This window comes from Aureispira anguillae (assembly GCF_026000115.1).
In the GTDB taxonomy this organism is placed as follows: Bacteria; Bacteroidota; Bacteroidia; order Chitinophagales; family Saprospiraceae; genus Aureispira; species Aureispira anguillae.
Genome location: NZ_AP026867.1, coordinates 3618165 through 3639239 on the forward strand (window position 1 = coordinate 3618165; position 21075 = coordinate 3639239).

General features: G+C 36.6%; 31 protein-coding genes. 28 read left to right on the forward strand and 3 right to left on the reverse strand.

Features of this window, described 5'->3' with window-relative positions; translation table 11 throughout:
* The first annotated feature begins 3 nt into the window (after nt 1-3).
* From AsAng_RS14030 to AsAng_RS14135, 22 genes are all read left to right on the forward strand, one after another.
* Nucleotides 4-1029 carry a hypothetical protein gene (locus AsAng_RS14030; protein ID WP_264793422.1) on the forward strand — a complete coding sequence of 342 codons (1026 nt, stop codon included), beginning with the start codon at nt 4-6 and terminating at the stop codon, nt 1027-1029.
* A gap of 2 nt (nt 1030-1031) precedes the next feature.
* A complete protein-coding gene (locus AsAng_RS14035; protein ID WP_264791875.1) occupies nt 1032-1742 on the forward strand; it encodes a hypothetical protein in 711 nt (236 codons plus the stop codon).
* A gap of 5 nt (nt 1743-1747) precedes the next feature.
* Nucleotides 1748-2194, forward strand: a complete 447-nt coding sequence (locus tag AsAng_RS14040) for a hypothetical protein (protein WP_264793423.1) — start codon at nt 1748-1750, stop codon at nt 2192-2194.
* 241 nt (nt 2195-2435) lie between these two features.
* Nucleotides 2436-2867, forward strand: a complete 432-nt coding sequence (locus AsAng_RS14045) for a hypothetical protein (protein ID WP_264791873.1) — start codon at nt 2436-2438, stop codon at nt 2865-2867.
* The gene (locus AsAng_RS14050; RefSeq protein ID WP_264793424.1) at nt 2864-3457 is read left to right on the forward strand and encodes an N-acetylmuramoyl-L-alanine amidase; all 594 of its coding nucleotides are present in this window, start codon (nt 2864-2866) and stop codon (nt 3455-3457) included. The genes AsAng_RS14045 and AsAng_RS14050 overlap by 4 nt, the downstream gene beginning before the upstream one ends.
* A gap of 3 nt (nt 3458-3460) precedes the next feature.
* Nucleotides 3461-4111 (forward strand): hypothetical protein, encoded by a 651-nt coding sequence (locus AsAng_RS14055; protein WP_264793425.1) that lies wholly within the window; start codon nt 3461-3463, stop codon nt 4109-4111.
* A gap of 236 nt (nt 4112-4347) precedes the next feature.
* On the forward strand, nt 4348-4494 hold the full coding sequence (locus tag AsAng_RS14060) for a hypothetical protein (protein ID WP_264792156.1): 147 nt from the start codon (nt 4348-4350) through the stop codon (nt 4492-4494).
* Nucleotides 4491-4826 carry a hypothetical protein gene (locus tag AsAng_RS14065; protein ID WP_264793426.1) on the forward strand — a complete coding sequence of 112 codons (336 nt, stop codon included), beginning with the start codon at nt 4491-4493 and terminating at the stop codon, nt 4824-4826. The genes AsAng_RS14060 and AsAng_RS14065 overlap by 4 nt, the downstream gene beginning before the upstream one ends.
* Before the next feature lie 70 nt (nt 4827-4896).
* Nucleotides 4897-5622, forward strand: coding sequence for a hypothetical protein (locus AsAng_RS14070; protein WP_264792122.1), 726 nt, complete (start codon nt 4897-4899; stop codon nt 5620-5622).
* A gap of 84 nt (nt 5623-5706) precedes the next feature.
* Nucleotides 5707-5982 carry a hypothetical protein gene (locus tag AsAng_RS14075; protein ID WP_264791867.1) on the forward strand — a complete coding sequence of 92 codons (276 nt, stop codon included), beginning with the start codon at nt 5707-5709 and terminating at the stop codon, nt 5980-5982.
* Complete coding sequence (locus AsAng_RS14080; RefSeq protein ID WP_264793427.1) at nt 5979-6353, forward strand: hypothetical protein; 375 nt, start codon at nt 5979-5981, stop codon at nt 6351-6353. The genes AsAng_RS14075 and AsAng_RS14080 overlap by 4 nt, the downstream gene beginning before the upstream one ends.
* Nucleotides 6354-6413: 60 nt before the next feature.
* Nucleotides 6414-6830 carry a hypothetical protein gene (locus AsAng_RS14085; protein WP_264792159.1) on the forward strand — a complete coding sequence of 139 codons (417 nt, stop codon included), beginning with the start codon at nt 6414-6416 and terminating at the stop codon, nt 6828-6830.
* A complete protein-coding gene (locus AsAng_RS14090; RefSeq protein ID WP_264793428.1) occupies nt 6799-7878 on the forward strand; it encodes a hypothetical protein in 1080 nt (359 codons plus the stop codon). The genes AsAng_RS14085 and AsAng_RS14090 overlap by 32 nt, the downstream gene beginning before the upstream one ends.
* Nucleotides 7879-7890: 12 nt before the next feature.
* A complete protein-coding gene (locus AsAng_RS14095) occupies nt 7891-8337 on the forward strand; it encodes a hypothetical protein (RefSeq protein WP_264791863.1) in 447 nt (148 codons plus the stop codon).
* A 179-nt stretch (nt 8338-8516) separates the two neighbouring features.
* Nucleotides 8517-8792, forward strand: coding sequence for a hypothetical protein (locus AsAng_RS14100; RefSeq protein WP_264791862.1), 276 nt, complete (start codon nt 8517-8519; stop codon nt 8790-8792).
* 2 nt (nt 8793-8794) lie between these two features.
* Complete coding sequence (locus AsAng_RS14105) at nt 8795-9214, forward strand: peptidoglycan-binding domain-containing protein (RefSeq protein WP_264792127.1); 420 nt, start codon at nt 8795-8797, stop codon at nt 9212-9214.
* A 3-nt stretch (nt 9215-9217) separates the two neighbouring features.
* Entirely contained in the window at nt 9218-9430 is a 213-nt protein-coding gene (locus AsAng_RS14110) for a hypothetical protein (RefSeq protein ID WP_264793429.1), read from the forward strand.
* An 11-nt stretch (nt 9431-9441) separates the two neighbouring features.
* On the forward strand, nt 9442-9588 hold the full coding sequence (locus AsAng_RS14115; RefSeq protein WP_264791859.1) for a hypothetical protein: 147 nt from the start codon (nt 9442-9444) through the stop codon (nt 9586-9588).
* Nucleotides 9589-9591: 3 nt separating this feature from the next.
* Nucleotides 9592-9921 (forward strand): hypothetical protein, encoded by a 330-nt coding sequence (locus AsAng_RS14120; RefSeq protein WP_264793430.1) that lies wholly within the window; start codon nt 9592-9594, stop codon nt 9919-9921.
* 20 nt (nt 9922-9941) lie between these two features.
* A complete protein-coding gene (locus tag AsAng_RS14125) occupies nt 9942-10196 on the forward strand; it encodes a hypothetical protein (protein WP_264793431.1) in 255 nt (84 codons plus the stop codon).
* A 1-nt stretch (nt 10197) separates the two neighbouring features.
* Complete coding sequence (locus AsAng_RS14130; protein WP_264793432.1) at nt 10198-10758, forward strand: peptidoglycan recognition protein family protein; 561 nt, start codon at nt 10198-10200, stop codon at nt 10756-10758.
* On the forward strand, nt 10755-11375 hold the full coding sequence (locus AsAng_RS14135) for a glycoside hydrolase family 19 protein (protein WP_264793433.1): 621 nt from the start codon (nt 10755-10757) through the stop codon (nt 11373-11375). The genes AsAng_RS14130 and AsAng_RS14135 overlap by 4 nt, the downstream gene beginning before the upstream one ends.
* A gap of 209 nt (nt 11376-11584) precedes the next feature.
* Here the strand turns inward: AsAng_RS14135 and AsAng_RS14140 are convergent, their stop codons facing one another.
* A complete protein-coding gene (locus AsAng_RS14140) occupies nt 11585-13978 on the reverse strand; it encodes an ATP-binding protein (protein ID WP_264793434.1) in 2394 nt (797 codons plus the stop codon).
* Between the two features lie 844 nt (nt 13979-14822).
* Here AsAng_RS14140 and AsAng_RS14145 point away from each other — a divergent pair.
* Entirely contained in the window at nt 14823-15986 is a 1164-nt protein-coding gene (locus tag AsAng_RS14145; protein WP_264793435.1) for a site-specific integrase, read from the forward strand.
* A gap of 44 nt (nt 15987-16030) precedes the next feature.
* Here AsAng_RS14145 and AsAng_RS14150 read toward each other — a convergent pair whose 3' ends face one another.
* The gene (locus AsAng_RS14150) at nt 16031-16513 is read right to left on the reverse strand and encodes a hypothetical protein (RefSeq protein WP_264793436.1); all 483 of its coding nucleotides are present in this window, start codon (nt 16511-16513) and stop codon (nt 16031-16033) included.
* Nucleotides 16514-16952: 439 nt separating this feature from the next.
* Complete coding sequence (locus AsAng_RS14155) at nt 16953-17315, reverse strand: helix-turn-helix domain-containing protein (RefSeq protein ID WP_264793437.1); 363 nt, start codon at nt 17313-17315, stop codon at nt 16953-16955.
* Between the two features lie 492 nt (nt 17316-17807).
* Between AsAng_RS14155 and AsAng_RS14160 the strand changes: the two genes are divergently transcribed.
* The 5 genes from AsAng_RS14160 (at nt 17808) to AsAng_RS14180 (ending at nt 21041) form a co-directional block, all read left to right on the forward strand.
* A complete protein-coding gene (locus AsAng_RS14160) occupies nt 17808-18065 on the forward strand; it encodes a hypothetical protein (RefSeq protein WP_264793438.1) in 258 nt (85 codons plus the stop codon).
* A gap of 47 nt (nt 18066-18112) precedes the next feature.
* On the forward strand, nt 18113-18472 hold the full coding sequence (locus tag AsAng_RS14165) for a helix-turn-helix domain-containing protein (RefSeq protein WP_264793439.1): 360 nt from the start codon (nt 18113-18115) through the stop codon (nt 18470-18472).
* 216 nt (nt 18473-18688) lie between these two features.
* Entirely contained in the window at nt 18689-20164 is a 1476-nt protein-coding gene (locus tag AsAng_RS14170) for a hypothetical protein (protein WP_264793440.1), read from the forward strand.
* A gap of 2 nt (nt 20165-20166) precedes the next feature.
* Nucleotides 20167-20658, forward strand: coding sequence for a hypothetical protein (locus AsAng_RS14175; RefSeq protein WP_264793441.1), 492 nt, complete (start codon nt 20167-20169; stop codon nt 20656-20658).
* The gene (locus tag AsAng_RS14180) at nt 20655-21041 is read left to right on the forward strand and encodes a hypothetical protein (protein WP_264793442.1); all 387 of its coding nucleotides are present in this window, start codon (nt 20655-20657) and stop codon (nt 21039-21041) included. Before AsAng_RS14175 ends, AsAng_RS14180 begins: the two co-directional genes overlap by 4 nt.
* The last annotated feature ends 34 nt before the right edge of the window (nt 21042-21075 follow it).

The following is a 21075-nucleotide window of genomic DNA, read 5'->3' on the forward strand; positions in this document are numbered from 1 at the left end:
ACTATGTCCCAAAAAGAGGAAGACAAAAACCCCATTTTAGATGCGTTTATCAACCCCTCAGAAAATGCCTCAGAAAATGAGTTAGAAAACGCTTTAGAAAATGATTCAGAAAATGGATTAGAAAATGCTAAAAAATGCGTTTTTGAACGTAAAAACGCAGAAAAAACGGAATCTGAATTTATAGAAAATGAACGGGGGCAGCACGTAGAAAATGCGGAAAAAATGAACGTAGAACCCACCGCAGAAAATGGCGAAGGAATCAGCGATGATTATGCCCCCGAAGAGAAGGAAGAAATCGAAGAAGATTTGGCGTTTGAAACGGAGGAAGATCAAGAAACCGAAGATTGGGAGTTCCCAAATGAGGACGAAGAGGAGGAGGAGGAAGAGGAGGAAGATGTTTTAGATCAGTCCATTCCTGAAGGAGGAGAAGATAAGCCCATTGATGAGCTGATTAGTGAGGTGACAGGTGACAGCGTGAAAAACTTGGAAACCCTACGAACTTTGGGTGATCTAGTTATGGAAAAATTAGACGATTCCAAAGCCATGATCTGTAGTGCTATTAGTGGACAGCCTGCCGCTAATTATACTAGTGATAAGCGTTTGAACAAAGCTTTGCTGAATGCCTTTATCAACTATTTCAACAGCACAGAGGTCAAGGCTCCCACGCCAATGGGAACGCTTTTAATCGCTTTGGCACTTTGGGGAATGCCCACACTTGGAGCGGCTTATTTTCATAGATTACAAGCCAAACGCCTGCAAAAAAGAAAGGCGGCTGGAGAAGAGATAGAAGAGGAAGTGGTCGAAGCAGAAACACAGAGCGATTCAGAAGATTACAGCCAGCTCAAGGAATATAAAGAAAACCGTAGAACGTTTAGTGTACACAAAGAAACGGGCTGTTATAATCGAACGCCCAAAGGGCAATTTTGCCGTACGAGTGTTGCCGATGAAAAACCAAGTCCTGCGATCCAAAAAATGTTAGATCAGGGCTATGATAATACAAAGATTCGAGAACTTTTATACGGGGAATAAGCATGAGCAACCATCCATTTTTTTTAGCCTATTTTGGTAAACCACATTCAGGAAAAACCTACGATCTACAACAGTTTGTGAAGCGTTGTGGACGAGAGACTATTTTTGTGTACAATTCGGGACATGAAAAAGACTGGAGAGGCTTTATTGAAATTGAACTGCATTCGGATTCCAAAAGCAAGAAGCTCTATTTTAGTTACAAAGGAAGGGACTATTTGTTTGAGAAACATTTTATGAAAAAGTTCAAAGGCAAAAAAGTCAAAGCTATGATGGCCGATGAAAAGCTAACCGAGCAATTATTGTACAAGGCGCTTTCAAAAAAGGGCTACAAAGGTTTGTTTTTTATCATAGACGATGCCACCAATGTTTTCTCTGCTCAATTGACCCAAGCACAAAAAGCTTGTTTTTATCGTGCTAAGCACGTAGGAATTTGGTTTGCCTTGGTGTTTCACGATCCGAACATGTTCCCCAATGGTGCATGGGGAGCCTTGACTTTAGCAAGATTCTTTAAAAACAATGTGGCACCACCCAGCAAGAAACAAAGAATCATTCCACACTTTCCAGAAGTCATGCAAGCTTTTAAAATCTTGCGCACGGCTCCTGTTTACAGCCATTGTACCTTAATTATGGATTCAGGACAACTGGTGGTGAAACGAGCCAAACCACGATTAAATCCTAAAAAGGTAAAACCTATTATCATTCATAAAAAATAAAATCAATGCTATTAGAATTATTATTAGAACAGCAAAAACCACAATTAAAGAAAGATTTAGAAAAGGTCATTGAACAGCTCTTGACTTCTATTGCGGACAGTAAGCAATTAAATCCCTTTGAATTGGTCTTAAAATTATCCGCTAAAAAGGGACAAGCGATTGGGCAGATTTTCACCCCTCAAAAGAAATTGTTGTACGATTTTGACGCAGGCGAAGAAATCAGCGGTTTGTTTGAACATCAATTGGGGCGCTTGCCTGAAATCGCTAAAAAAGCAGTCTTAGCCAAAGTGGGGCATCAAACCATTAGTGCTCAGGTCGCTCAAAGTTTAGAACACGGAGGAGCTATTTTGGTACGTTATGATAAAAATTATCAATTAGAATACTTTCAACAACTTGAAAAAAAGCTAAAACGTATTGATATAGATCATTTTTTTGCTAATATTAAAATATAAATGAATTGGTTTAGCATTCTTTCGTTTTAGATAAAGATTAGGGCTTGCTTAAGCTTCTTGGGTGTTTGGATATTAGATATTAGATGTTAGATCATAGATATTAGACTCCCAATAAACTACAGTCTAATATCTATGATCTAACAGCAAAGCGATCTAAAAACGAAGTGATCTAAAAACAGCAAAGCGATCTAAAAACAAAGTGATCTAATGAAAACAATTTAAAGCATAAAAAAAGTTTATTATGAACCGTCAAGAAGCTATTTTGACCGTTCAACCTCCATTCCCTAAAAAGCAATTGGGGCGATACCGCTCCGTAAAAGGCATTTATCTCATTCGTTTTAACGATCAAGTAATTTACATTGGTGCGTCTAAAAATATCTACAAGGGTATTTCTAGGCTCTACCAAAAAGGCGGCGTATTGTCCCACTTATCCTTTGAACGTTGCACCTTTGAAGTCATTCTGTCCAATCTCAAAAAAGGCAGTATTGAGCAGGCTTTAAAAGGTAAATTTAAGCCAAAAAACAACCATCAAGCGAAGACCTTGATCAAGTATCAATTTTACCGAAAACATCAACATCAACGCATTTTGGTGGCCTATCAAACGCAAAGTAGGTTTAGCCAAGGCGAACACAAAAGCGATTCTGAAAACCAACCTAAAACCAATTCAAAATGATGGTTATTTTAGACAATGGGCACGGGGGAATGATTGGAGGCAATTATCAAACCTTGGGCAAGCAATACCAATTTAAGGACGGCACCACTATTTATGAGGGTGAATTTAACCGTGCCATCAAAGCAAGGGTCGCTGAGCTGTTGACCGCTAAAGGAATTCCTTATTACGATTTGGTGCCTGAAAACAAGGACATTTCCCTCAAGGAACGTATTCGGCGAGCCAATGCCATCCACCAACAATACAAGGGCAAAACCTTTTTGATTTCTATCCATGCGGATGCAGGAGGAGGAAGCGGAGCTGGGGTCTTTATTGCCAAACAGTCTAGTCAAAAGAGCCTATACTATGCCACTTGGGCTAGGGATCTATTCTCACAGCATTTTCCAGAAAGCAAGCATCGAGGCATCAAACGCAGGAATTTTTATGTCTTGCGTTACTCCTTCATGCCTGCCATTCTCCTGGAGAATTTCTTTATGGACAACGAGCAGGAATGCAAAACCTATTTGTTGACACAAAAAGGCAGGGATAGGATAGCTGGGTATATCGTTGATTTGATTCAAAATATTTTAGAACACGGAGATTTAGTCGCTTAGCCTATGAAATTTAATAAAGATAATGTTCAATTTATAGCCCTTTTATTACTGATTGGTTATAGCCTTTTTTTGCAGGAATGCCGACAAGGAACCAAGAATGAGCAGCCCATTTATAGGGTTGATACTTTGGTTAAAATGGATACCATTTTGCCACCACCTGTTATTGTGCAACTGCCTAGGCAAAGCATTCCTAAGCCAATGATTATTTATATAGATAGTACTAAAAATATTGTTCATAAAGCGCTAATTGATACCAGTAAACATCGTCCAGCTCATGTTTATCAGGACAGCTTAGAAGATGAAAATCTAACGCTTTATTATAGTTCTATTGTAAATGGAGAGTTGCTTAAAAATAGTTTGGATTATCGGCTTAAGATTCCCAAACAGATCACTAAAACCGTAGAAATTACAAAACCTGTTCCCCTTCCTGTTAGCTCTTTGCTGCTAACGGGTAGCGTGGGCACTAGTATTAATTCCTTTAATAGTGTTCGTTTGGGACTGCAATTTGTTAGCGCAAAAGGCTGGGCACTGGGCTATGATTACGATCTATTGCAGAACATTCATTCGGTTAATTTGGGAGTTAAATTCGTCCAATTCCCCCCAAAAGGAGCTAAAAAGAAGAAAAGGCGTAATTTTGTGCGTAATTTTTTTTAGCCCACCTGCTAGGCTTCAATAAACACCTGATTTAGCACCCTTTTCTAGCATTCAAAAAACAATTCAAAAATACTAAAAAGTACGCCACTAAATGCCCTCAAAGCGGCTTTAAAATTGGGATTTCCAGCCTTTTTTGCTGCATCTTTGTGTAGACGAAAATAACAAAAAACAAGAAAGAAAGCTAAACCTTAAAACACTTTTAGAATGTACCACTAAACCAAAAACCATTGACATTAATGGACAAAATCAATTTATTACCTGATGAATCTGAGCACGATGTAAGAATCCGATTTTTTGTAGATCCTTTGAGTTTGGGTATGACCCTAACAGGAGTGCTACTCTTAATGGTTATTTATCATCGTGTGCTAAAAACAAACGGATGAAAGAAATAAGCAAAGCCCTTTTTACTTGGTTGGTTGGATTGTTTAACGTTGGAATCTATAATTTGAGCGATGGCATGGATAGTTTGCTCTTAGCCTTGCACAAAAACGGTATCGAACGACAAGCCAACGAACTGTTAAGGCTTTACCAACTGGTCGAACATCAACAAGAAATCTTAGTGATTTTAGATGTTTTTAAATGCCTCTTTATGTTGATTAGCATTGTCTTTTTATTCATTGTCAATCAGCCTAGAATTTGCCGTTTTTTTACCGCTGTTTATCGTAAGATACAGCAATTTTACCGCTTTCTTAAACGAAAGTTCCAAGCTTCCTAAGTAGAGGTTTATCCTATACTTACATTTTATTAACAACCTTATCATTCAAACCAACAAAATTCCTTCTCTTATGAAAGTTAGAGTATTTTTTCCTGTAGGCAACCAGTATTATTTACCTTCTCCATGGGTAGAAATCAATGGAGAGCGTTCTTTTGAGCCTGTAGAAAACCAACCTCAATACAAATTAGCTGCTGTCGTAGAACAAGCCGTGCAAAAAGGAACCGCTATCATTGACAAGAGCATGTCCATGGGCGATTGCTACAAGGTAAAAGCCATTACGCCTAGAGCAAGCAACAAAGAAAACAGCGACAAGGTGGAGTACAGCCAAATTGAAGTCATTATCGAAACGGCTACCGATGCTGAAGCCAAAGTTTGTTTGGGCATGTCGGATCTTGGTTTGGAAATCTTTGATGGAGCACAGGTGGTCAAAGGTAGCCCTGTCATTGGCGGTACCTTTAAAGACAACACCTTAAATGTAATTGGTCGCCTAGCCAATCATGGTTTGTTGCAAATTACAGGCGCTCGTTTCCTTGCCAGTAATGATAATGTTTATTCATATAGCCCAAGGTTTAAAACCTATTCTCATGTTGGAGAGGTCATCAACGATAAGCGTTTGCATTATCCAAAATCTTCTTCTAACGATGAAAACACAGAGATCCGCACCATGGACAGCAATTATCTGACAGAAAAAGGACTTAGCCTAGTCTTGGACGGCATGAACTTTATTGAGTTTACTGTTCCTGTGGGTGAAGAGCTGACCATCACCTTATATACTGCCTTTACGCCGATTCGCTAGAAGAACACCGCTAAAGCACAATAACAAGCAGAGCGCCAATACGATTCCGTATTGGCGTTTTTCCCAACCCTAAACCAATAAAAGATGGCAGCAGCAGCAGAAGGCTTTAGTTTTGAGGATATAGAAATAGGCGACATCCTATCCGATATTAATATTGGAAACCATGGAATGAGCAGCAAAGAGGTCGCCGCAATGATGATTGGGGTGATGCAAGCGCAAGAGAGCAAGAAACGAGAACAGGAAAAAGATGTGATGCAAGACCGTGAACGCCGATTGATTATTGGCGTGGGAGCTTCTATTGGCTTAGGCTTGTTTCTCTTAATCATATATTTAATCGCATTAAAACTAAATAGATCGTGAAAAATAGTCAATTCGAAATTCAAACCGCTCCTAATCTAAGTACAGACAATGCCAACGCTATGGCTCCTACGGATACCAACCCGAATACGCCTGTACCTGATGCGAGCACCACCACCACAACGACCACCACAGCAACGCCAAGTGATACCGCTCCAACCGATGCAAGTACCACGGCAACCACAACTGATAAACCCACTACCACCCAAGAAGACAATGCACCAACAACGCCTAGCACGCCAACCGATGCGATTAGTTGTAAAATCTGTACCTATTACGATGTAGCAAGATTGGGGCTGATGGGTTCTTTATTTATCTTGTTTTTGGCAATGGCTTATCATTCTATTAAAACCGCCAAATTGCCCAAGGGTTAATACACGGCGTATTTAACCACCAAAGAAAACATTGATTCATTCGCCACTAAATCTAAAACAATGAGCTTAACAGATAGCCAATGGAAGGTTCAAACATTAGGGGATTCTAGTCCTCCTGACGATTCCACTTCTAGCAATGGAGCTGGAAATTCCAGCCCTCCCGATGATTCCAACAATAACAACAATACAGAAGCTGACAAGGATAATAAAGTAACCGTAGATAAGATTTTTGCTAGTTTGGGGTTATTATTTAATGGCGGTGCTAACGTGATTGATTCCGTTGGCAATGTTGCCAATGGCGGCGGTGCTTCCAGTTCTACTCCTTCTACAAATACAGGAAACAACAACAATACAAACCCTAAAAATCCCGCTAGTCCTTTGTTAATTGGTGGTGGTGTCGTAGTCGTTTTGTTGTTAATTGGTTTAATCATTTATACCACAAAAAATGGAAACAACAGCAGTAGCCCCAAAGCTTAAGAAAGGCCCTTCGAGCCGCTTAATTGTTCTTTTGTTTGTCCTGCTTATTGGGGGCGGAATCGGCATCTATTTTTGGGTACGTCCAAAGAAGGATGCAGACGATGAAAAGAAAGAATCGACTCCCTCTGAGAAAATACCAGGGCGAACCGATTCCTCGACTCATAAGCCAAGCTTAACCCCCGATCAGATTGCTGCAATCTTTGGAAATAGTGGGGGGACTACACCGCCACCCGACCAAGATCCTTTGTATTACAATTCTCCTCAAGCTCAGGATTTAATTCGAGCAGAAGCTCAGCGATTACAAGCGAGAGAAGAATACATGGACATTTTTAGAGCCAAATACAATATTGGGCATGCCTTGATTCGATTTAACAACGATGCTCAGCATGCAATTGATCAGATGATGGCGAAATTAAACGGTGTGGACATTGTTAGCCGTCCTACTACTCGTCATTTGACTTTTCCCATTTATGGCACTTATGAGCCGATTGGAAAGTCTTTGCGCTCTGAACTTCAAAACTTATTAAACCGAGGCTATAAGGGCTTAAATTTAACCCATTTGAGGGATAAAGAAGCGCCTTGGTGGATTGAGTCGATTGAGTTAAATCTATTGGTTGGAACAACCAATGCCTTTGTTCCTACACCGTTTGAGATTTGGTCAGAGTTTGGCTTTAGACCTGAGCTCGATCATTATAAGGGCATGAATGGGCATTGGGTCAGAGATCAGTATTTAACTAAGATTGTCGATCATGGGGGCACCATAGAAATACATGCTTGGGACGTTGGTGCCAAGGCTGCTTATCCAGCAGGAACCCTTTATACCTTTGTTCAACGATGGGTTGAAGCCATCGACCATTTGGATAAAATCACCGAATGGGAAGCCTTGCGCTATTTGCAAGAAAAGAAAGGTTGGGTCTTTACCTTTATTGATCCTGAAACGGGCGTGGATCACAGTGCTACTGTGGATCCAAGTAGAGATCCTGACATTGATTTTTTTGAGGACAATGGCGATTCTAGTGGTGGAAAAAAAGATAAACTAAATCAATAAATTCTAAATAACATGGCAAAAATAAAACAAACCCAAATTGATGAAAAATATCTTTGGATTGGGGGTGGAATTGTCGTCATTCTATTGGTCATTTTTGTACTGGGTAGAGTCTCTGGTAAAAAAAGCACAGATGAACCAAGCGATGCCAATCCCAATATCAAACCCATTACTGTTAGCACCGATTCAGGGAATATAGACTGGAATCCTTCTGCTATGGTCAAAAAGGTACATACCGCTTATGTCGTTAATTGGTCAACGGGACGTTGTGAGGTCTTAACTCAATTGTTAGCCTTGCAAGATGTTCAAATACGAGCCGTTGCCGATGGCTATTTGCAAGTGTATGGCAAGACCTTAAGAAAAGTCTTAAATGAGGCTTGGGTCGCCTGTTGGAACTTACCGTGGCAGGATGATCCGCACCAACAATTTATCAAGCGTTTGGATGCCTTACAAATCACTTAGACGCTTTTTTTTTCTTTGGGAGCTGCTAGTTTTAGATGCTAGAGCATTTCATTTTTAGACCTTAGATTTTAGACTAAAATCAAATGATCTAGCATCTAAAATCTAAGGTCTAATATCTCAAAAACAGGAGCCTCCAAAGAACACACTTTTATTATTCAACAAATTATACTCAAAAAATCATGGCTGAAGAAATAACCGTTGCAGCAACCGCAAAAACAACTAAAAAAGGCATTCCTCACAAAAAGCGTTGGGCTGCTCTTATCCTTGTTGTCCTCTTATTTGGTGGACTTAGTTTCTATTACCACCGCAAAATTAAAGCACTAGAAAAAGAATTAGATAAAAAAAAACAAGCTCCTAAACAGGACGACATCAAAGACAGAACGCTCGTAACCGATAGCACTGATTCTGCCAAAGAATTGTCGGTGAATGGAGATGTTGACGTTAAAACTCAATAAGCATGAAAAGCAGCATCAAAGAATATAAAAAGCCCTTAATTGGGCTAGGACTAATTGCTCTTGTGATCTTGATTTACGCCACTAAGGAGCAATGGATGAACTTCTTTTTGCCCAAGGGACTGAGCAAAGACAGCAATACGCCAACAAAACAGCCTGTGAGCACCAATACACCATCTGAAACGATTGATCGAAATCAACTGCTAAAAAAGGGCGATCGGGGCTTGTCCGTTCAGGAGTTGCAACGCCTTTTGAATGCAGAGCACGACTATCAAAGTCAACACGGCACCGTTCCTATTGAAGCAAAGCTCGTGGTTGATCAGATTTTTGGTGCTAAAACAGAAGCGCTCTTGTTTAAGTTCACCAACAAAAAGACCATGAGCATTCATCAATTGCAACTGATTCTAGCCAATCAAAAAAACTAACGTATGCCCATTCCTTTATTAATTCCAATTGTAGCCGCTGGCGCTGGAGCAACGGGCTATTGGTGGATTACTAGCAAAGCAGAGAACAAGGAGCCGAGCTTCTCCTCTGAGTTGCTGGCTGTCCTCCAACCGCTCTTAATTATCATCGTTATCCTCTTTGGGCTGCGATGGCTCTACCAACAAGGCAACAGCACTACTAAAAAAAACATAAAATAGATTAATTGATTATGAATACTCCAGAAAATAAAACAACTGTAGAAGGCCCTAATATTTTAGGATTTATCCTAATTGGAGCATCGGCTTTATTGTCCTTAGTAATCCTTGTCTTATGGATTCGTTGGTTGTATAATTCAGGTGCTCCTAAATGCAAATAAACCATGAATACTAAAACAAAACTTTTTATTGTGCTTTTGGTGATCGGCATTGGCGGCGGTCTTGTTTACACCCAGTGGCAAAAACAGAATAAACCCACTATTGAGGCAACAGCACTAAATAAAAACGACAATACAATTGATATAACTTTTAACATGTCCTATAGAGGAATCCAGTACAAGGAAACTATTCCCTTTGGTACTATATGGATCAAACATCAAAAAGGCTATTCTTTTGAGGTTATCCCTGTCCAAAAGGAAGTTTACTTTTTTATCGTAGATAAAGATAAAACAGTGCTTGCCCGAAAAAAAGTAGACGTATCTAAAATCAACTAATAATCGCTAAATACCAAACCATGAGTTATAGATTAAAAAAGATTCCGTTTTCCGCTGTTCCTGCCATTCGAAAAGGGCAAATTTTGGTTTTTAAGACAAAAGGAAAAATGAATTATCCTGATGAAACCCTTGTGCTTAAAGTTCTTGAAAAATGGAACCCTAGAAAGGGGCTATTGGTCGTTACCGCTATTTCTGTAAAAGGATCCGAAGCCGATTTGTATCAATCGGATTTTGAGAATGGCGTTGTTTATCGAAGAGTAAAAAAGAGCAGGTAGCATGAAAAAAGCCAAGTTCACATTCAACCAAAAGTTAGGCTGGGGAGGGCTTGGCTTTTTTCTTTTACTTCTTGTTATTTGGTTTAAAAGTCAATCCATCAAAATTATTGATAAAAGCAATCATTTAATGCGTTCTAGTACGAAACAATACGCAACTAGAACCCTTGATGTGATTACACAAATTATTGTCCATCATTCTGCTTCTATTGGTCAAATAGCCGAGGACTATGCTCGCTATCATGTCTTATCTAAAGGTTGGGCAGCAATCGCCTATCACTTCATCATAGAAAAGGATGGAACCATCATACAAGGCAACCCCTTAACCAATATTAGTAACCATACCGCAGGGCAAAATACTAAAAGTATAGGCATTTGTTTGAGTGGTAATTTTAACCTAGAACAGCCAAGCCCCAAACAGCTCAAGAGTCTAAAAAAACTCATTCACCATTTAAGAAATCAGCTTCCTCAAGCTTTAGCCGTTTATGGGCATAAAGACCACGGCTCAACTTCTTGCCCTGGTACTAATTTATATCAACAGCTCAACCAATACCAACTCGCATGAAACCACAACACAAACTATATCTTGGAGGAGCAGTGGGGCTGATTGCTGCGATTCTTCTCATTCGAGCTTTTTTGCTAAAGCTCCAGAGAGAACGAATTATACAAGCTTGCGAGCAAGCCTTTGGAAACTTAGATACTACTCAAAAGGATTCGATTCGTATTATTGTACAAACCTTTGAGCAATACGGCGACAAGGATTTTAATAAGCTCATTTATATTCTAGCCACCACCCGACACGAAAGTAACTTTAGACCCATTGAGGAGCGCAGAGCTTCACCTTCTCAAACCGATGTTTACAATCGTCAGAATGCCTATTGGTATACGGGTTATTATGGGCGTGGTTTTGTCCAACTCACCCACCAGCGCAACTATGCTAAGATGTCTCAGCTCTTAGGGGTGGATTTTGTTGCCAATCCTGCTTTGGTTTTAAAACCTTCTTATGCCGCTCGTATTTTAGTGCAAGGCATGTTACTAGGGGCTTTCACTCGTAAGCCTTTAAAGAATTACATCAACAGCTCTAAGGTAGATTTTTATACTGCTCGTAGGGTGGTCAATGGCTTGGATCGGGCACAAAGAATAGAGGGCTATGCTAATTTGATTGTTCAATCTATTGTTTAGAATTGTACACTTATTTTTGATTTATTCTTTTGTTTTTATTTTGAAGTGCTGATCTTATCGAACTTTGCTAATCTCCGCAGCTGTTTACCAGGAGAACTTTAAAATAGTTTTTGAATTGTACATCGTAAAAAGATATTATATATATAAGGTAAAATTGATGCAGCTTATTGCCTCACCTAACTTTGATCACTAATTGTTTTTACAATTTTTTAAATTTTCAACTTATTATACCTTTTAATATATCTCTCATAATTATACCCTAATCTTATAATTTTACTTTTATTATTTGCCATGATTTTATGATGAAATTTAATTTTATGCCTATAAGCTCTATCTTTTGTTTTATTTAGTAATTCAGAGTAGTTGAATACTAAAGTTCCTATTACTGATAGATAGTTTTTTTCTGCATTCGGCAAATTCTTAAAAATATCTCTAGCTTGTTCTAAAAAATTAGTAGATCTTTGAATCTCTTCTGGAATACTTACTTTTATATAAGTTCCAAAAATCCATAACACAGCACCGTGAGATTTTGTATTTCTCATATATAGATAAGAAAACTCAATAGATTGAATAGCATCTTCAAAATATCTAACTGTTTCTTTTTTCTTCCTTTCTTTTTCTTTGCCAAACCACAGGGGTAATAATAATGAAAAAACTCGTGCTTTTGTGAATTTTATATATGGGTGATTTGTCATTTTTTCATTTTCATTAAATATTTGAATAATTTTCTTTGCTTCATCTTTGTTGTTATTTTTAACAATAATTTTGGCTTTATCAAATAACCCAAAGACTTCTGCTATAGCTACTTTATCAATATAGTTTCTAGGGGTCCAATCATCCATAATATCTGCTAGCTTTTTATTTTTCTTTCGTTTTAGGGATAGATTTTCTAGCTGTTCTTTTATTCTTTTTTTATGTTCCCTTATTCTTGATTTCTCTTTACCTAGTTCAATTTTGTCTGGAAGTAATTTTATTAAAATAAAACTATTAGCAAATTCATTAATAGTATATTGTTCATTTCTTTTATCTAAAACTAATTTTGAGATTAATTTCCGACAAATGTATTCAGCATCAGTAATACTCATTTTTGCAAGTTTACTAGCAGAATATAAATCAACAGGTTCATCATATAAAGAAATAACTTTAACTAAGTTTCTAGGAGAGTACCCTTCCTTTTCCAACTCCTCTAAAGCCTTCTCGAAAGTATTTTTATACATAAAATCGGCAATAATTTCAATATTTTTCGATTCGATAAATTGGAGTTCACTTATTATCTTATCTATACTGCTTTTTCCTGATTTGATAATTAACAAGGATAGAACTAAAATAAGAGTGTTTCCTTTGGAAACTGCTAAAAGTCCGTTAATTTCATCATCAGACAATATTACATCTAAGTCATTTTGATCTATATATTGCTCAATAAATTTTTTCCCATCATTTAATTTTCTGAACTCTTTTAAATTGAGGTCATCATCAGATGGTTCTTCATTTCTAGATGTAATTAAGTATTGGGTATTAAGTGGAGTTCTTTTTATTAACTGAAAAATACTTTCTTTATCCTGCTCAGATAAATTTTCTAGATTATCAATAACAATTAGTCCTCTATTATATTTTCCACCAACTTCTTCAATATTAGAAATAGCCAGTTTTTTATATAATTTTTGTTGAAAGTCAGAAAAAGAATCAATTTGCTTATTGATTTCAGCTAACTGAAATTCACCCGAAACTTTAGATACTTTTAATAGTTCATCTTTACTAGAGAAGAATAAAATGAAGTCAAAAAGTAATTTTCCTTCTGAGTCATCAATTTTTTTCAATAGCCGATAAATGAATTCTAAAACTAGAGCTGTTTTTCCAACACCTCCATATCCATAAATAGCAAAAGAGCCAGCTGTTCTATAAAATTCACCTTTACCTAGTATAGCTGTATTTAGTTTATTCAATTCATTTTCTCTACAAACAATTTTAGGGTGAGAATACCCTACCTCATTTAAATTGTGTATTTTAACATTCGTGTTGTTTATTTGATTTAGGAATTCTTCAATTTTACTTTGAATGGTTGAAGATTGAACATACCAAAAATACATACCACTTAGGCTACGAATTAACTTTGTTACAAATATAGTTGTAAACTTAGCGTCTTGAATTGTTACTCTATTTGAAGCAGGATGAGATAAAACATTTCTTATACTATGGTATATTTTTGAGTGATAGAGAAATTCTTCAGTAGAAGAGAAATGATTTAAAATCCCAGTGTTATGAAAGGATATATTAAAAAATATGGTAATATAATCGAGTAACTCACTTACATACGGAACATTATTATCATAACTATGTGTTTTAAGGGAATTTTCGCAAAGATTTATAGTGTTATAATGATCACGAGCTTTTTTAATATGACTTTTTAGCTTGTTTTTCATTTTATGGGTATGCAAAATGGATGTTTTTTCAAATTTTGAGTTTGCCTCCATTAATGCATCATAAAATTCTCCAAAAGTAGGGAAGTTTATTTTTAACTTATTAACAATAAAGGATCTATAACCAACTTCAAAACTTTTAATTATCTCATCTAGTTTAAAGGTTTGTTTAGTGGATAAATACATAGATAAATTCTTCTTAGTTTAAGAAATAGGAGTTACATTTAAATGTATAAAATACATTACTTATTTTATAATAATTCTATATTTTATTTAAAGATCTATTGAGCAAGTTTAATAAATAATTTATTGGTTAATGCAGAAGATAATTGCATTTAGACTCTCATCTTCACCAAAATCTCACTAATAACCAAATACTTGTACGGCAAAATTGGATTTCATTTTTTAGAAATTAACTTTAAATTTTGTACAGCAATAAAATATATATTATCCTATTTACTCATCAAGAGAGAGGGACTTCTTGATGGAAATGGCTTAGTAGACGCTATATGATATATATGTATCATGTAACTTGATAAAAGTTAATATATCAAAGAGCTATTCTAGATTGATAAAGTTATCAAAAACTTGATATAACTCTATTTACAACAGAACAAATCAAGCTGCTCTAAATATTAAATCCAACAAGCTATCCCATTAATGAAAAACAGAATACAAATATTTTCAAAAAAATATTAATTAAATATTACACCTATAAAAAGCGTTACCAAGTTGTTACTCAATTCAGCGCAAACTCCATAAGCAACTAACTAACAAAAAGATATAAAAAACTTTTTTCCTCTTGTCCTGGGCACTATCAACACGTTGCATTCGATTGCAAAAAGAACCAGAAGACTAGTAAAAATCGCCGTTTCGACTAGTTTTTTGGTTTTCTTTTTTATTCCATGTTACGTTTCGTTTACATACTTCTACATTGTTTTTCGGTACCCATTCGGTACCCGTTTTGTTCCCATATTAATACTTGATTAAAGGAGTTTTTTCATTTTCTTTAATTTTTAGTATTAAAACCATGATTAATTTTTCGATTGTTTACAACCGTAAACACAAGCTCCGCAAAAATGGAACTGCTCTTATTCAAATTAAAGCTTATTTGAATAACAAAGCCAAATACTTTTCTACGAACATTTATGTTACTCCTAGACAATGGAGCCCTCGACGCAAACAAGTGGTAGACCATCCCAATTCTATGGCATTTAACAATGAGATTCGACGACAAATTGATCGAATGGAAACCTACGCCCTAGAGTTGATGAAAAAACAAGGTTCTGTCACCTTGCAACAACTTGATAATACCACACGCTATGAAGATCTAAATTCTTTTACAGAATTCTTTGAATACGAAATGACCAACAGCTCTACCCTAGCCAATGAAACGAAGAAAAAACAAAAGACAGCGCTCAACTATCTCAAGAAGTTCCGAAAGAAAATTCTTTTTGCAGACTTGACTTATGATTTAATCCTGGAGTATGACCGTTTTTTGAGCAGCCATGGCTTGCACATTAATACAATTTACACCCATCACAAACAAGTTAGACGCTATATTAATGTAGCGATCAAACGAGATATTTTTGATGCCAATAAGAATCCTTATAAAAAGTTTAGCCCAAAGCAGGTTAAAACAGAACGTACTGTACTCACGCAACAAGAAGTCGCCCAGCTGGAGCAGCTCGTCTTTCCTAAAGATGAATTTTACCTAGAGCTAATTCGGGATATGTTTTTGTTTTCTTGTTATACGGGCTTGCGCTTTGCAGACGTGCGATCGGTCAAACGGGAAAATATCGAAGAAGACGAGCAGGGCTATCTTTTAAAAATCATTGCCAAAAAGACCAATAAGCAACTGATCCTCCCTCTGTATAAACTCTATGGAGAAAAAACAACAAAGGTTATTAATAAGTACGTGTTTAAAAGTATGACTCCTAACACGCCCATTTTTCACGAATACGCCAATCAGTATTACAATCGAATTTTAAAGGTCTTGGGAAAACGGGCCAATATCCATAAGCAGCTCACTAGCCATGTGGCTCGGCATACCTTCGCCACACATTTGGCATCTAAGGTGCCTATTCATATTCTTAAGTCATTGCTCCAACATTCAAAATTAGATACTACTATGGTTTATTTGCATCTTTCTAATAAGATTATTAATGATGCTTTGGATAAGATTGATTGGTAGAAATTTCTTAAAAATGATTAGCTAGAAAAACTAGCTAATCATTTTTAAATACCACAATCAGGAAATTCATTTTTCGATTCTTTAGTTAGACTAAGCCAAGATTCCAATGGCTCTCGAATTCCATTTTCACTAAGCCATATTAAAAATGGTTCAGCATCTAATAAAGGAGCACTTTCTTTCCAAGCATCAACTCTTATCCAATCTCCGCCGTATACAAGTTCAATTCTTTTTCTTATCCCCCAAGAATTTACAATAACAAATGTCCACAAAGATAACGTCATAAGAGCTCCTGAAACCTCTTCATTTATTTTGAAGAAATTTACAACTTTAGCTATCTCTGCTTTTGATTGAATTGTTAGTATTGTTTTTTCTCCCACAATACCGCTAGATTGTCCCTTTGGCAATTTTTCACGTTCTTTTATAATTATCTTTTTGCAATTTCGAAACAGTTTATCTAAGTTTTTTTGACTAGGAGTTTTAAGAAAAAACAATTGAATTCGGAATATTAGCTCTTCAAGGTAATTCATATAATTTCTACTTTTCACTATCTTTTTACTTATGATAATGTTACTCTAACCTAAGGATACATTTTTCCTAAATAAAAAAATAAAACTTATTATGGGAATATTAGTCCAAAAATCATAAATACAATAAGCATATTTTTAAATAAAAAAGCAGCAAAGAGTTTAGTCCTTGCTGCTTTTTTGTTTTTTGTAGCTGTTTTTTTAGTTTAGAATTTTTTTAACATTTTGACTTTTAACTGCTTCCTTAGCAGTCTTAACTAGTTTGTCTAGCCTCGATAACCTTTGCAATAACCGCTCCTTTCGCTTAACTTTCATTTTAGAAGTGCATGAATATGAATTGTTTAGTTTAACCAAATAATCGGGGAGGGGATTAAAAGTAACACAACTAAAACAAAAATAATTCATTTTGAAAGTTAAAATATTCCTAAAAAAGAATTAGAACCTAGTCCTCATCGGGCATTGCTTCCACTTCTTTTCGAATTGCTTCTAGTTCTTCTGCCAAAAAATCAATACGATCCCTTAACAAATGATTTTCCCTTTCTAAACTATCAGCTAGCCGATCTAAGTAATCTTTATCTACAGGATTTTCATGTACAAACATCTCCCCTTTTCCTATTAATAGCCAAGTTAAATTGACTCTAGGATATTTATCTACCAAAGGGATTAGTATTTTTGAACTAGGTAGCGTACTCCCATTCAAAACTCTAGATATTGCTGTTTGAGAAACACTAAGTTCCTTTGACAATTTAGTACCATTAGTTTTTAACTTATTCAATAATTCCTCAAAACGTTGATGTACAGCCATTTATTTATATATATAAATAATTAAACAAAAACTATTAGCATTTTAAATGCTAATTAATTTTGTTTTAAGTTAAAAAAGACTCATATTTGTAATGTAAGGCAAACACAATAGTCATAGTAGCCAAAAACATTTTAACAAAAAAAGAATATAAACAAACTAAAAAGCTTATTTACTCCTACATAGTGTAGACTAATGTAGACAAATGTAGACTAAAAACCGAGAATCGAACCTAAAAAATAACAATTCATACTAGGATGAATGGATTTGGGCGTACCAAAGAGGTATTGTTGAAATTTTATGAGGATGGAAAATCAACAACTAAAAGGCAGCTTTTAGCGTCCAACAAAACAAATAAATATTCATGCGCTAACTTTTTACTTTGTGACCTTTGCAAATGTTAAAAAAAGATAGCCCTACTCTATTTTAAATTAACAGTGGCTTTTAACTGCTCAAAAGGCGGTAAGGCGAAGCCATGCCCAAACAAAAAATTTTATGACCGACAACGAAACACTCACCTTTTGTCAGTTTTTACGGCAAACACTTTCGATTGACCAATTTGAAGCACTTAGCAAAACGCTAGGCATTAGCCAAAACAAGCTCACCAGATTACTCAAAACGCCTGCAGATACACCTTATGAAGTTGTATTAAAATTGGGAGAACTATTAGATATAAAAGCCATTGAGTTGGTCAATCAATTTGATTTGGGCATTGATAAAATAACCATTCGACAACATTCTTTAATTCAATAATTATCATATAAAAATCATGGAAATCCATCCAAAAAATCAAACTTAATATGATGGATCAAACATTTGTAGAAGTATTAAAATTACAGCTCAAAGCAGAACTCAGAGAAGAACTTAGAGAAGAACTAAAAGAAGAAGTTAAGGAAGAAATCAAAGAGGAGGTCAAGGTAGAAGTTAAAGAAGAGTTCAAAGAAGAGCTAAAACTATTACTCATTAAAGACAAGAGCTATATAAATACAGTCGAAACGGCACATGTATTAGGTTTACAACCTAGAACTGTACGAAAGCTCAATGAGGAAGGTAAACTAGATGGACGCAAGTATAAAAAAACGGGCTATCTATTTTTTGTCAAGGAAGAAGTTGAAGCTTATCAGCGCAACAACCTCCATCATGCTGCATCTTTTGCATAGCAGCACATTTTTAACATAGGTTGGATGTAGCATTGCTGCATCCAATCTAAAAAATGACCAGATAGGAAAGATTGCAAATCCGCAGCAATTAAAGGAGTTCGAGTCTCCTTCTGATCACAGGGTAGCAAGTTTATACTTGTCACAGTCACGGCGACTTATATGCCGAGGTACAGCTTCACCGCTGTACCATTTTTAAACCACTATAATTACATACCAATGGAACTATCAACTAAATTCCATCAATTTTCTATCTATGATCTGCTCGACAGAAATCAAACCTTAGAAAAGGTCTATGATTTGATGGAGATCTATCAAAAAAAGTGGCGTAGAAGCCACAAACGAGGTGGAATGGTTTCCAGTGTACACGATGTACTACAAGCCATCTTGTCTTTAATGCCTCGCACTATGGAAGCTATGAAAACCGAGCAATCAAACGTTTTTGATTTGGCGGTACAGGAGCAGCAATTCTTTTGTTTTGCCAACAATGAGTATTTGGCTACCATGGTCAATAAACAAGCCGCTCGTCCCCTATTACAAATTAGTGGGCGTACCGTTCGATCTTGTATTCAAAAGCTCTTAGCCGCTAAAATTTTGGTTAAGAAGGTCAATTTCTTGGCTACTGGCAAAGATTACCCCAAACCCATGCACGAGCACCCTGCTGGGCGTGGTAAGTTTAAATTGATCCTGAACTCGGAGGTCTTGGTTTGGGGGCAAACTGAGGCAAATAGCAGCCTTGATGCGCCAAATTTGGACAACGCCCTGCCCCTTGATTCTGCGGATAATACGACATCTTTTCCACAGATGACTATACTAGATAATATAGATACTTTAAAACAATATAATAGAACACCTACTGGATCTGTGAATAAGGCTTCTGCTAACGCAGAGCTTAAGCATTCAACTAACTCAGGTGCAGAGCAGGGAAGCAAGTCTATTTCCAATTCAAATGCAAACAATTTGCCGAGAAATTTTACACAAAAGGTCTTTATTCCTTCGACAAACAAAGAAGAGTTCTTGACTCGCCAGCTATTTGAGCAAGCTCGTGCTGGGCTTTGGAACGGGAAAAACTTTAATGTTGCCCAAACGCAGCAAGCCGTTGACCTGCTCCGCTCCCACTTGCGCTTGACTGAGGATTATGTGCGTCTATTTCGCAAGCAAAAGCTCGAACAATTCAAAGATTCTGCCTATTACAAAGGTTTGGCTAAGAATCCTAAGCACCAATGGAAAATGTTAAACGATTGGTTTGCTAAAAAACTGCCTAATGTGGAGCTTTCTGCCCTTAGAATCGTAGCAGAAGCCCTGCAAAAGCAGCGAGAAAACGCCCTTAAAAACGATTATATGGATAAAATCTTTGCTCCAACTCAATATTTCATTTCTAAGCATTGGGAGCGAGCCTTGGACTATTCTAAAGCCGATTTTGCCACCATTTACACCAAATTTAGCCCTAAAAATCGAAGCTTGTCCTATTATCAAATGGTCATGGAACAAGTGAATCAAGCCCATACCTCCGCTTTACAAGCCATTCAAGATGGTAGCACACAATATGCCATCAATGTGACGGAAAAAGCATGGCGAAAAGTGCGAGGCATGATTGCACAAGCGCCTCCTGGAGTCAGCCAAGCGCAGAAAAACAAACTGATTCAAAAATTCAAAGATCGCTTACAACCTATTTTTTCAAATCAACTCTCTTAATTATGGCTAGTTCTAGTGGCTCAAAACCTGAATTCAAACTAAAAAAAGATTCCTTAACTTATTTATTAATCAAAACCAGCAACAGCTCCACTCCTATTAAGCGCTATTCCTTGGACTATAGAACGCCTAACCATCCAGCCTTGGGAGTTGATCGTTTGGAGCGTGTGTTCATCAAAGGAAAAGCATTTGAATGGGCGGTTTTATACGATAACAAAACTAATCAAATTCAAGCTTATTATCATCCAAAAACACAGGATCAACAACTAAGCAAAGATAAATTTCAAATGCTCTTAGGCAAGGTAAAACTAAAGCTTTACATCATTTATACGGCTGCTTACAAGCTTAAAACAGGACGCACTAAAGGCTTAAGTATGCCCATTCAAGAACTAACCGAGATCCCTCAATATTGGAACCAAGACGTTGAGCGGATCATGGTCTATGAAAATGGAAAACACACTCAAAATTTTATCAAAGGTCAATTCTTTAAATTATGAACTACTACCACTCTTTTGAACAGATCCAAGTCCTCAAGATTCCCATTCAATTGGAACTGAGACAATGGTTCTACTTCGCTCAATTTCTCCTCACCTACTCTAGCCCCCAAGCTGAGGACGATGCTCTGCAAGCGTGTTGGAAAGCTGCCAACATTCAAATCATTCTTAAAATCAACAAACTTAGAACCCGTTCAGGAATACAAGCAAAAAAAGCCTATCGCCTGCAGCTCAGCCCTACAGAAAAACACGCTCTGCAGTATTCCATCGGACTCGCTTCTATTGATGATCCCTATTTAACTACTATTCTTTATGAGCTCAATGTTCAACTTGAGCAATTTGATTTAACACAGAACAATAAAAAAAGGATTACTAGCGGCAACTAGTAATCCTCTTAGACAACTTTCTTAAAACATCAAA

Bases quoted from the DNA above. Each gene is read 5' to 3' on its own strand.
- AsAng_RS14050 (WP_264793424.1), top strand. From the start codon at position 2,864: ATGATGGTTATTTTAGACAATGGGCACGGGGGAATGATTGGAGGCAAT.
- AsAng_RS14115 (WP_264791859.1), top strand. From the start codon at position 9,442: ATGAATACTCCAGAAAATAAAACAACTGTAGAAGGCCCTAATATTTTA.
- AsAng_RS14150 (WP_264793436.1), bottom strand. From the start codon at position 16,513: ATGAATTACCTTGAAGAGCTAATATTCCGAATTCAATTGTTTTTTCTT.
- AsAng_RS14180 (WP_264793442.1), top strand. From the start codon at position 20,655: ATGAACTACTACCACTCTTTTGAACAGATCCAAGTCCTCAAGATTCCC.
- AsAng_RS14030 (WP_264793422.1), top strand. From the start codon at position 4: ATGTCCCAAAAAGAGGAAGACAAAAACCCCATTTTAGATGCGTTTATC.
- AsAng_RS14100 (WP_264791862.1), top strand. From the start codon at position 8,517: ATGGCTGAAGAAATAACCGTTGCAGCAACCGCAAAAACAACTAAAAAA.
- AsAng_RS14055 (WP_264793425.1), top strand. From the start codon at position 3,461: ATGAAATTTAATAAAGATAATGTTCAATTTATAGCCCTTTTATTACTG.
- AsAng_RS14120 (WP_264793430.1), top strand. From the start codon at position 9,592: ATGAATACTAAAACAAAACTTTTTATTGTGCTTTTGGTGATCGGCATT.
- AsAng_RS14140 (WP_264793434.1), bottom strand. From the start codon at position 13,978: ATGTATTTATCCACTAAACAAACCTTTAAACTAGATGAGATAATTAAA.
- AsAng_RS14110 (WP_264793429.1), top strand. From the start codon at position 9,218: ATGCCCATTCCTTTATTAATTCCAATTGTAGCCGCTGGCGCTGGAGCA.
- AsAng_RS14165 (WP_264793439.1), top strand. From the start codon at position 18,113: ATGATGGATCAAACATTTGTAGAAGTATTAAAATTACAGCTCAAAGCA.
- AsAng_RS14070 (WP_264792122.1), top strand. From the start codon at position 4,897: ATGAAAGTTAGAGTATTTTTTCCTGTAGGCAACCAGTATTATTTACCT.
- AsAng_RS14065 (WP_264793426.1), top strand. From the start codon at position 4,491: ATGAAAGAAATAAGCAAAGCCCTTTTTACTTGGTTGGTTGGATTGTTT.
- AsAng_RS14035 (WP_264791875.1), top strand. From the start codon at position 1,032: ATGAGCAACCATCCATTTTTTTTAGCCTATTTTGGTAAACCACATTCA.
- AsAng_RS14170 (WP_264793440.1), top strand. From the start codon at position 18,689: ATGGAACTATCAACTAAATTCCATCAATTTTCTATCTATGATCTGCTC.
- AsAng_RS14105 (WP_264792127.1), top strand. From the start codon at position 8,795: ATGAAAAGCAGCATCAAAGAATATAAAAAGCCCTTAATTGGGCTAGGA.
- AsAng_RS14060 (WP_264792156.1), top strand. From the start codon at position 4,348: ATGGACAAAATCAATTTATTACCTGATGAATCTGAGCACGATGTAAGA.
- AsAng_RS14090 (WP_264793428.1), top strand. From the start codon at position 6,799: ATGGAAACAACAGCAGTAGCCCCAAAGCTTAAGAAAGGCCCTTCGAGC.
- AsAng_RS14160 (WP_264793438.1), top strand. From the start codon at position 17,808: ATGACCGACAACGAAACACTCACCTTTTGTCAGTTTTTACGGCAAACA.
- AsAng_RS14085 (WP_264792159.1), top strand. From the start codon at position 6,414: ATGAGCTTAACAGATAGCCAATGGAAGGTTCAAACATTAGGGGATTCT.
- AsAng_RS14175 (WP_264793441.1), top strand. From the start codon at position 20,167: ATGGCTAGTTCTAGTGGCTCAAAACCTGAATTCAAACTAAAAAAAGAT.
- AsAng_RS14040 (WP_264793423.1), top strand. From the start codon at position 1,748: ATGCTATTAGAATTATTATTAGAACAGCAAAAACCACAATTAAAGAAA.
- AsAng_RS14155 (WP_264793437.1), bottom strand. From the start codon at position 17,315: ATGGCTGTACATCAACGTTTTGAGGAATTATTGAATAAGTTAAAAACT.
- AsAng_RS14095 (WP_264791863.1), top strand. From the start codon at position 7,891: ATGGCAAAAATAAAACAAACCCAAATTGATGAAAAATATCTTTGGATT.
- AsAng_RS14075 (WP_264791867.1), top strand. From the start codon at position 5,707: ATGGCAGCAGCAGCAGAAGGCTTTAGTTTTGAGGATATAGAAATAGGC.
- AsAng_RS14130 (WP_264793432.1), top strand. From the start codon at position 10,198: ATGAAAAAAGCCAAGTTCACATTCAACCAAAAGTTAGGCTGGGGAGGG.
- AsAng_RS14145 (WP_264793435.1), top strand. From the start codon at position 14,823: ATGATTAATTTTTCGATTGTTTACAACCGTAAACACAAGCTCCGCAAA.
- AsAng_RS14125 (WP_264793431.1), top strand. From the start codon at position 9,942: ATGAGTTATAGATTAAAAAAGATTCCGTTTTCCGCTGTTCCTGCCATT.
- AsAng_RS14045 (WP_264791873.1), top strand. From the start codon at position 2,436: ATGAACCGTCAAGAAGCTATTTTGACCGTTCAACCTCCATTCCCTAAA.
- AsAng_RS14135 (WP_264793433.1), top strand. From the start codon at position 10,755: ATGAAACCACAACACAAACTATATCTTGGAGGAGCAGTGGGGCTGATT.